We start from the raw sequence: 231 nt of genomic DNA on the forward strand, positions 1-231 counted from the left end.
AACAAGGGTTGCGCCACGCGCTGACGTCGGGGCAGATGGCGATGATCGCGATCGGCGGCGCGATCGGCACGGGGCTGTTCCTCGGCAGCGGGTTCGCGATCGGGCTCGCCGGCCCGAGCGTGCTGTTTTCCTATGCGAGCGGCGCGCTGATCACGCTGCTGCTGATGGGCGCGCTCGCGGAAATGACCGTCGCGCATCCGACGGCCGGCTCGTTCGGCGCGTATGCCGAGC

1 pseudogene is annotated in these 231 nt (G+C 70.1%); it reads left to right on the forward strand.

The features are described from left to right. Nucleotides 1–231 (forward strand): annotated as a pseudogene (locus AC1RPK_RS07855) (amino acid permease); the annotation flags it as partial.

This window comes from Dellaglioa sp. CoH-55-MRSF-6 (assembly GCF_056782215.1).